At 71.4% G+C, this 7376-nt stretch carries 7 protein-coding genes and 1 pseudogene; 1 reads left to right on the top strand and 7 read right to left on the bottom strand.

The features are described 5' to 3' along the window. The coding region (locus C6N75_RS31665) for a helix-turn-helix transcriptional regulator (RefSeq protein ID WP_258177484.1) at nucleotides 1-902 on the top strand (902 nt) is incomplete at its 5' end. A 95-nt stretch (nucleotides 903-997) separates the two neighbouring features. Here C6N75_RS31665 and C6N75_RS18485 read toward each other — a convergent pair. The 7 genes and pseudogenes from C6N75_RS18485 to C6N75_RS31100 all read right to left on the bottom strand — a co-directional run. Next, nucleotides 998-1789: a DUF6008 family protein gene (locus tag C6N75_RS18485; RefSeq protein ID WP_105870013.1), complete on the bottom strand. Its 792-nt coding sequence runs from the start codon at nucleotides 1787-1789 to the stop codon at nucleotides 998-1000. A 166-nt stretch (nucleotides 1790-1955) separates the two neighbouring features. Continuing rightward, nucleotides 1956-3284: a ParB/RepB/Spo0J family partition protein gene (locus tag C6N75_RS31105; RefSeq protein ID WP_219852890.1), complete on the bottom strand. Its 1329-nt coding sequence runs from the start codon at nucleotides 3282-3284 to the stop codon at nucleotides 1956-1958. After that, on the bottom strand, nucleotides 3281-4519 hold the full coding sequence (locus C6N75_RS18475; RefSeq protein WP_105870012.1) for a ParA family protein: 1239 nt from the start codon (nucleotides 4517-4519) through the stop codon (nucleotides 3281-3283). Before C6N75_RS18475 ends, C6N75_RS31105 begins: the two co-directional genes overlap by 4 nt. A 417-nt stretch (nucleotides 4520-4936) precedes the next feature. Then, nucleotides 4937-5314 carry a DUF6009 family protein gene (locus C6N75_RS18470; RefSeq protein WP_105870011.1) on the bottom strand — a complete coding sequence of 126 codons (378 nt, stop codon included), beginning with the start codon at nucleotides 5312-5314 and terminating at the stop codon, nucleotides 4937-4939. Further along, nucleotides 5311-5469 (bottom strand): hypothetical protein, encoded by a 159-nt coding sequence (locus tag C6N75_RS30765; RefSeq protein WP_181160529.1) that lies wholly within the window; start codon nucleotides 5467-5469, stop codon nucleotides 5311-5313. Before C6N75_RS30765 ends, C6N75_RS18470 begins: the two co-directional genes overlap by 4 nt. Beyond that, nucleotides 5466-7031, bottom strand: coding sequence for a DNA primase family protein (locus C6N75_RS18465; protein ID WP_105870010.1), 1566 nt, complete (start codon nucleotides 7029-7031; stop codon nucleotides 5466-5468). The genes C6N75_RS30765 and C6N75_RS18465 overlap by 4 nt, the downstream gene beginning before the upstream one ends. Then, nucleotides 7024-7376 (bottom strand): annotated as a pseudogene (locus C6N75_RS31100) (bifunctional DNA primase/polymerase); the annotation flags it as partial. The gene C6N75_RS18465 and the pseudogene C6N75_RS31100, both read right to left, overlap by 8 nt.

Below are 7376 nucleotides of genomic sequence, written 5' to 3'. Positions count from 1 at the left end.
CCGACGACCCGCACACCCGGCACGCCGCACACCGGGCGGCCCGCTGGCTCGCCCCCATCACCCCTCAGCCCGCCGACCCGGCCACTCCCCCGCGCACGCAGCCCGGCCACGACCTGGAAGCCACCGCCGAACGCGCCCTGCACGCCCTCGTCCACGCGCAGGCCCCGCCCCCCTCGGTCGCCGCCGTGCTCGCCACCCTCCTGCACGCCGGCGCCACCGAGCGCACCCACACCTGGAACGCCCTCCTCCAGGAGCCCTCCCACTCCGCCTCCCCCACCATCGAAGCCGTCCTCACCGCCGTCGCCGCGGTCGTCTCCCTCCGCACCGGCGCCCACGACCGGGCCGCCCGCCAGGCCGCCCACGCCCTGCGCCTGCTCCCGCCGGAGACCTGGGGCGTGGCCGTCGGCATGCCCCTGGCGGCCGCGGTGCTCGCCGCCACCCGGCTCGGCCGCCACAGCGAGGCAGCCCAGCGTCTGCGCCTCCCGGTCCCCGACGCCATGTTCCACACCCCCGCCGGACCCCACTACCTGCTCGCCCGCGGCCACCACCATCTGGCCACCGGCCGCCCCCGGGCCGCCCTCAACGACTTCCACACCTGCCGCGACCTGCTCCAGCAGCGCCCACCGGCCGGCCCGGCCCCCGACTGGCAGACCGGCGCCGCCGAAGCCTTCCGCGCCCACGGCGAGACCGCCGACCCCGCCCGCGACCCCATCGCGGCCCTCACCCGCGCCGAACGCCGCGTCGCGGTCCTCGCCGCCCACGGCTGCACCAACCGCAGCATCGCCGCGCGCCTCTACGTCACCCCCAGCACCGTCGAGCAGCATCTGACGCACATCTACCGCAAGTTGTCCCTCACCTCGCGCCGCCAGCTCTCCGGCCTCGTCACCGAGCCCCGCGCCTGACCTGCGATCCCCCAGAAGCAGGAAACCCACCCCACCGCCCTGACACGCAGGCGGTCGAGTGGGTCTCCCGTCACGTCCGTCGGACGGCGGCCCGCCTACCGGCGACCCGCCAGCACACCCTCACGCTCCGACGCGTCCGACCCGGCCGACACGGGCTCATCACCTCGCGCCTCAGGCTCGAAGCCCGCCTTCACCTCCCGCTTCTCCTTCCACAGGTGGTAGAGCGAGAGTCCGAGGATGGCCGTGCCGACCAGGTTGAACACGAAGTGCCACCAGACGCGGTACGTGGTGAGGGCCGGCCCCGGGTCGATCACGCCGAACCAGGTGGACAGACCGATCGCCCGACTCGCGCCCATCGCCACCGACACCGTCAGCACGATGTGCTCGATGCCGTGGAAGCCCTGCATCCACACGCCCATCGTGGCGAGCTTGCGCGACTTCAGATGCCGGGCCGTCCGCCCGGTGATCTGCACGATGCCCACCAGCCCGGCCAGGAAGATGAAGTTCCCGGTCAGATGGAGGATCTCCATGCCGAGCGAGGGCTTGGTCATGTCGACCTGCCCCATCCCGCGCGCCAGGCTGTCCGCCCACGGGGTCATCCAGGCGGGCGAGTACGGATGGGCGATCCAGTAGCCGGCCTGCGCCACGTGCTCCTGGAAGTGCCCGATCTGGCCGACCACCCCCAGGCCGATGAGACCCACCGCCGTCTTGTACAGCCACGGCCGTACCGGCCCCCGGTTCGCCCAGGCGAGTACGGCGACGGCCAGCCACATCGCCACCGCCCACGCGATGAACAGCACGGCCCCCGCCGTGTCCACCGACGAGACCGCACTTCCCATCCCCGGCATCCCCGGCATGCTCTGGTGCATTCCCGGTCCGTGATCCATGCCCCTGCTCCCTCCCCAGCGCTGCGGACAATGACTCATCGGTGAGCCGACCGCCACGCTAGGAACCAGCCCGACCCTTCCACCACTTCAGAAGTGCCGACTTACGGGACGGATCAAGGCCAACGGGCCGGCCTCACCGAGGCCGGCCCGAGAGTATCGCCACCGGTCAGGGACGGGCCAGGAGTTCGGAGATCTTCCGGACGATCACCGCGAGCTCGCGCAGGTCCTGCGGGGCCAGTCCCCGGCTGAGATCCTCCGCGACCTCCTCCACCCCACTGGCGACCTGGAAGTAGCGCTGGAGCATGGCGCTGCGCTGAGCGGGGTCCAACTGCTGCCGCGCATAGTCCATCAGCGCCGCCCCGTCCCCGTTCACCCCCAGGGTCTCCCCCTCACCGACCGGCGCCGGCCGCTGATCCGGCACCGGCGCCATCCGCACCACCCCGGACCCCTCACGCCGTGACAGCCCCTCACCCTCGTCTCCGGAGCTATCACGCCGTGATAGCCCCCCGTCATCACGAGTGGCCCCATCACGCCGTGATAGCTCCCGACCCTCATCTCCCGGGCTATCACGCCGTGATAGCCCCCCGTGATCACGAGCCGACCTATCACGCCGTGATAGGTCCTCCCCGTCCTCCCCCACCGCTTCACGCCGGGACGGCTCAGCGCCTCCGTCCCCCGGCCCATCACGGCGTGATAGGTCCTCGCCCTCGCCGCCCGACCTATCACGCCGTGATAGGTGGTCCTCCTCCCCCGCTCCGCTATCACGCCGTGATAGCTGCTCCGCCCTGCGACGCCGCTCCTCCGCCCGGGCGTCCGCCTTCGCCCGCTGCTGCTCGGGGTCGAGCCGCGCGAGATTGCGTACGTCCTCCACGGTGCGGCGGCCCGCGATCAGATCGGCTTGCAGCCCCGGATCCAGGTCGAGGATCGACAGCTTCGACGAGATGGTGGACTGCCCGATGCCCAGCCTCTTCGAGGCCTTGGACTGCGAGCCGTAGAACTCCACCAGCCGCCGCAGCGCCTGCGCCTGCTCCAGCGGGTTCATGTCGTCGCGGTGCACGTTGGCGACGAACGCCGCCTCCAGCAGCGCCTCATCCGTCGACACGAGCCCGTCGTTGACGCTGACCCGGATCTCCTCGCTCCCGGCCAGCCGCGCCGCCTCCAGCCGGCGGTGCCCGTCCACGACGAGATATCGAGCGCCCTCGTCGATCTCCGAGGCGCGCTGCGGGCGGTGGGCGAGGTACTCCTCGACCGTGGCGACCGTGATGGCGTTGACGAGCCCGATCTCCCGGATGCTCTCGGCGAGCCCTTCCAGGTCGCGGAGTTCGTCGCGCGGGTTGTCCGGGTTCTGGCTGATGAGCCGGAGCGGCAACGAGGTGGGCGCGGGCACGCCGTCGGTCGGGGCTCCGGTGGCGGCGCCGATCGCCGCGCGCCGGGCGCTGATCGGACGGGCCTGGGCGAACGACGCACCGGAGCCGAGGTTCTTCGCTTTGCTCACTTGCTGGTCTCCCGGGCGAGGGCGCGGAGTGCGACGGACTGCTCGCAGCGGGGGGCGTAGGCGAGCAGCGGCCGCTTGGCGCGGACGGCCTCCTTCTGCTCCTTCAGGTCTCCGATGACGCCGACGACCCGCGGGTCCTTGATGTCCATCCAGGATTGCAGCGAGGAGGTGGCGATGTAGCCGCGGCGGGCGTCGTAGTGGTTCACCACCAGCCCCAGGTAGTCGATGTCCAACGTCAGGTCGCCGCGCATGTCCTCGATCTGCGAGGTGAGCAGCCCGTAGGCGTCCGCGCTGCTGTCCTCGGCCTGGACGACGATGAGCACCCCGGAGTTGCCGGTGGCCTCGTTCGGCCGGCGGCGCCCGTAGTAGGAGGCGGCGTCCATGCTGAGCCCGAGGCTGGGCGGGCAGTCGATGAGGATGACGTCGTAGTCGGACTCGATGGCGGTCAGGGCCCGTTCGAGGGCGGCCTCACGCGCACGGACGGCGGCCAGCCGGACGTCCAGAAGGAACGCGTCGGTGCAGGCGGGCAGCAGGTGCAGCCGGTCGCCGAAGCGCTCCTCCTCGACGGTGACCACCAGGTCCCGCAGGTCGCCCTTCCCGTCACCGGCCATGTGGTTGGTGAGGGAGTCGCCGTCCATCGGCAGCGGGTCGTGGCCGAGCTGCTTGGTGAGGTGGCCCTGGGGGTCGAAGTCCACCAGCAGCACCCGCTGTCCGAGGCCCGGAAGGTCCTCCATCGACAACGGGTCCCCGGTCTCCTCCAGCAGCGCGGCGAAGTGCCGCGAGACCCGGACGGGGAAGAGCCGGGCGGGGTCTTCGGCAAGCGCCTCGCCCAGACCGGCGGTGATCGCGGTCTTGCCCACACCGCCCTTCTGGTTGCAGACGATGATGCGCCGCACGGTGTCCGGCCGCTTCACCTCCGGCACGGGGTTGTCCTCCAGCCAGAGCGTGACGGCCTGCGCGACGCCCTGGGTGAGCGAGATGCCCCGGCCCCGGCAGTCGCTGCGGAACCCGTCCCACAGACCCGCGGGAAGGAAGGTGGCGTAGGTCTCGGCGCCGGCGGTGTCGATCGCCGTCGGGTTGGAACCGAGGCCGCGCCAGGCGGTGATGCCCGCTTCCACGGCGTCCTGCATGCCGAGGCCGTTCAGAGCGGCGCGGACCTTCAGTTCTTGGCGTAGGGCGGCGGGGAGCTTGGTTACGACCTTCTCCCGGTCCCCACTGGTGTCAGGTGACGTCATGCGGTCACTCTACTAACGCCAGAGATGGACTTCAGCAGCAACACGTTAGCAAGGTTACAAATTCTCCCCGGCTATCACGCCGTGATACCCCGTCACCCCGTCATCCCGTCATCCCGTCACCCTCGCGCGCTCCCCACCTATCACGCCGTGATAGCCGGGACCCGGACGCCGAGGCGCACCGACTCCTGCTGTCCGTCCACCATCGGACCTATCACGCCGTGATAGGTCCCCGACCCCTCACGCCGTGACGAGTCCCCACCCATCACGCCGCGGCGGCTCCCTCCGATCTATCACGGCGTGATAGATCCCGGCGGCTATCACGCCGTGATAGATCGACTGCGTCAGAAGACGGCGAGGGCCCTGACCTATCACGCCGTGATAGGTCAGGGCCCTCACACCCCACTCACCGACTACCGACTAGCGAACCGTCCCCGCCTCGGCCTCGCCCTGCGACCGGGGAGTCTTCTCCCCGACCCTCCGGGGCTGGATGGTCCGGGGATCCACCGCCTCCCCGGGCGCACCGGCCTTGTAGATGCCCTCGGGGTCGTTGGGCCGGTCGTGCGGCAGCAGGAAGAACGTCCTCCGCTGGTACAGCCCGCTGTCCGGGTTGGACTCCGCGTCCTTGCCCAGCTCGGTGTACCCGACCATGCGCCCGTCGCGCGCGTAGCGCGGCTTCCCGGTGCGCCGGCCGGTCTTGTCCAGGGCCTGGCGTACGTAGTCGAGGCCCTCGGGGTCCTCCAGCCAGACCACGGCGGCCTCGTGGACGAGCTGGCTCTCGTGCAGCAGCGAGCTCATGGCCGCAGCTCCTCCGGGGTGTCGGTGGCCGACTGGTAGCCGTTGGCCGTGTTCGGGGCGGGTACGAGGGCGTCGCGCGACGGTCCCGGACGGAACGCGTCCGGTTGCCGGGACGCCCGGCCCCCAGGATAGTGCGGATCGCTCACCAGGCTCATCCGGCCGTCCTCCCGCCGTCACCGTCGTCGGTCAGCAGCGCGAGCCCCGGGTAGTACTTCTTCCCGCTGGACTTCATCATCTCCGAGGGCGAGGCGAGCCCCACCTCCTGCCGGATCCGGGCGGCGAAGGCACGCGCCGTGCCGGCCCGGATGCCCTCGGAGTGGCACCAGGACCCGTAGGTCGCGTACAGCAGGCTCTGCTCCACCCGCAGGTCCCCCGCCGCACTGTCCTGCGCGGGCCGCACACAGCACTCGGTGAGGAAGCGTCCGATGTGGTCCTCGGTGGACTCGTACGCCGCCGTGGCCACCCGCACGGAGGTGGGGCCGGTGAGCGGATCGCGGGTGGCCAGGTAGCGCATCGCGCCCTGGACGAGCCAGTCCAGGATGCCGGGGCCCTCGTCCTGCACCAGCTCCGCCGCGAGGTTGTCGATCTTCCGCTCGGCCGGGATGACCCGCTCGAAGGGCAGCAGCCGGATACGCCGCCAGAAGGCGTGCCCGCCGGTGCCGACCTCCGGGCGGTGGTTGCCCAGCAGCCACAGCTTGTGCGTGGGGGTGAAGCTGAAGTAGTCCTGCCGCATCCGGCGGGCCTTGATCTTGTCGCCGCCCGTCAGCAGCTTCACCCGGGCCTCGTCGAACTTGTCGTTGGGCTTCAGCTCGCTGCACACGAAGATGCGGCGCCCGTGCAGTTCGGTCAGCTCCGTCGAGTGCTCGGAGAAGGACCCCTTGTCCATCAGGAAGCCGGGCGGCGCCGCGTCCGCGTAGTCCCCGAGGATCTGGATCATCACGTCCAGCAGGACGCTCTTGCCGTTCGCGCCCTTGCCCCACAGGAACGGCAGCACCTGCGCGCCGACGTCCCCGGTGATGGAGTACCCGAGCAGCAGGTGCAGGAAGTCGATCATCTCCCGGCCCTTGGCGTCCTCGCCGAAGGTGTCCGTGAGGAAGCGGTCCCACCGCGGGGTGGGCATCGGCTCGGCGGCGACCGTGGTGGACCGCGAGTGCAGATCCCGGTGCGGATCGGGCTGGTGGAGCTTTCCGCTGTTGAGGTCGATCACCCCCGCCGGAGTGCACAGCGCGTAGGGGTCGCCGTCCAGCACGTCGGGGTCCAGGCTCAGTCCCGGCGCGGCCTTGGCCTGGTGCAGGAGTGCCTTCATCCCGGGCGTGGACATGGTCCGACGCCGGTGGTTGGCGATCTCCCGCTCGGTGAAGAACCCGCGCGGGTCGCTCGTCGGCATCTGCTCGGCCATGTCCCCGGCCGCCCACAGCGCCGCCTTCTCCCCGCCGACGCGCTTCCAGCAGTAGGTGTCCCAGGTGTACCAGCCCAGGCCCTCGACATGGCGGAAACGGTCGCTGTACAGGTCGGCGAAGAGCCTGGCGTTGCCCCGGTCCGTCAGCATCGCCGGAAGCAGCCCGGTGGCGGGGGAGTCCGGCGCCGCCACCGCGGCGGTCTGCGGCGGCACCCGTCCGGCGGCGGCGCCGCCGGGGCCACCGGTCTCCATCTCCAGATCGAGCATCTGCTGGGCGGCGGCAGCGGCGTCGAAGCGGGTGCTCTCGGCGCTACTCATGCGATTCCTTCGGGTGAAGCGGGTGTCGGGCTCCTGCGGACAGCGCTGCGGTGATGATGCTCTCATTGCGCCTGCTCTGCTGCGGGCGGGCATGGTCCGCGGCCTCACGCAGCAGCTCCCGCGCCCGACCGTCCGCCAGCTGCCCCGCCCCGACGAGTCCTCCGGCGGTGTACGCCGCCCGGTTCAGCTTCTCCGTGAAACTCGCCCCCTCCGGCACGGCCGCGCAGTCCCGTACGTCGTCCAGCAGCTGCCGCAGCACGGAGTCGGCCGCCCCCGGACGCAACCGGCGCGCCGCGGCCGTCCTGGGGCGGGGGAGTGGCGGCGGCTCCGTCAGCACATGCCCGG

This window comes from Streptomyces solincola (genome assembly GCF_002982015.1).
Classification (GTDB): domain Bacteria; phylum Actinomycetota; class Actinomycetes; order Streptomycetales; family Streptomycetaceae; genus Streptomyces; species Streptomyces solincola.
Note: the sequence above shows the minus strand (reverse complement) of the source record. Positions and strands in the feature narration are given on the sequence as shown.